The organism is Vibrio sp. Vb0667 (assembly GCF_033391095.1).
In genome coordinates this window covers 1-1,304 of the sequence record NZ_JAWPOL010000206.1, presented here as the reverse complement: position 1 = coordinate 1,304, position 1,304 = coordinate 1, and the positions used below count along the sequence as shown (strand labels likewise).

The 1,304-nt window shown below is 47.7% G+C and carries 2 protein-coding genes; both read left to right on the top strand.

Going from position 1 to position 1,304, the window contains the following annotated elements:
- Positions 1 to 599: methyl-accepting chemotaxis protein (locus tag R8269_RS24655; RefSeq protein WP_318222835.1), on the top strand; the 599-nt coding region annotated here is incomplete at its 5' end.
- 285 nt (positions 600 to 884) lie between these two features.
- Positions 885 to 1,304: EamA family transporter (locus R8269_RS24650; protein WP_318222834.1), on the top strand; the 420-nt coding region annotated here is incomplete at its 3' end.

Sequence of the window (1,304 nt, the reverse complement as noted above, 5' to 3'; positions counted from 1 at the left end):
ATAACGACAGAGGCGAGCTGTACAAAGTGGTCAAATTTGCGACCAACATTACTCAGCAAGTGCTTCAAGAGCAATCCATGGCGCAAGCGGCGCAGTTGGCGAATGAAGTATCTCAGGAAACGGGCACTCAAACTGTCCAAGGCCGTCAAGTAATCGGCTCTACCCTTGAGAAAATGCAGATCCTTTCAGAGCAAATGCAGCAAGCCAATGCCGCCATCGAAGATTTGAAAGCACACTCATCGAAAATCAGTGAACTGGTGAATAGCATTAGCGGAATTGCTGACCAAACGAACTTGTTGGCGCTCAACGCGGCAATAGAAGCTGCTCGTGCCGGCGATCATGGACGCGGTTTCGCGGTGGTTGCCGATGAAGTACGCCAGCTTGCCATGCGCACCAATACCACGACAGATGAGATTGTCTCGATGGTGACGGAAAATCTAGAGCGCACCAATAACGCTGTTGCACTGATTTCTCAGTGTCAAAAAGAGGCGCTTGATACTCTAGAGCTGTCTGAAAAGGCGGGCAATGTTATGAACGATATCCAAGACGGAGCAAGCCGAGTGGTTGAAGCTGTCGCACAGTTCAACCGCACCTTGTAATTAATCGCTTCAAAAACTTCTGCTTCAAAGAGCCCATTCTCGGTTCTAGTTTTCCTTCCTCGCTTCGCGAATACCGTTTATAGCGAGGAAGGCAACACGCTGTTATTTCTCGATGAAATCTCACCTGCAATGTATAATGCCGACGTTTCGCAAACGTTAACATCTTCCATTCTTATTACACACCTCGTCAGCATTTGCGATACGAATATAAATAACTTTCGTAGATTAAAATCGATATAAATATCCCCACTGATGACGATTCATCAGGCCTTTTTGTGAGTAATTATGTTTAACTCAGAACGCAAAGCGACCGTGATTCTGGTGGCCACTACGATGATAGCGGCACTGGGCTGGATTTTTTCCAAAGAAACCATCCAAGGGCTGCCTCCCTTTGGTTTTATTGGCTTGCGATTTACCATCGCCTCTCTCTGTTTACTGCCATTGTGTTACCGACCACTAAAAGCGGCACGGTTAAAAGACGTGTTGGCAGCCAGTGGCGTAGGTTTGCTGCTTGGCGGCGCTGTGATGACGTGGATTTATGCCATTTCAATCAGCGATACGCTAGGCGAGGGCGCATTTATTATGAGCCTCTCGATGCTGTTCGTGCCAATCGTGGCTTGGGTAATGTTTCAACAACGCCCTCAGCGCATCTTTTGGATCTCGTTACCTATTGCGGTGTTTGGTTTAGCGTGCCTTTCATTGGCT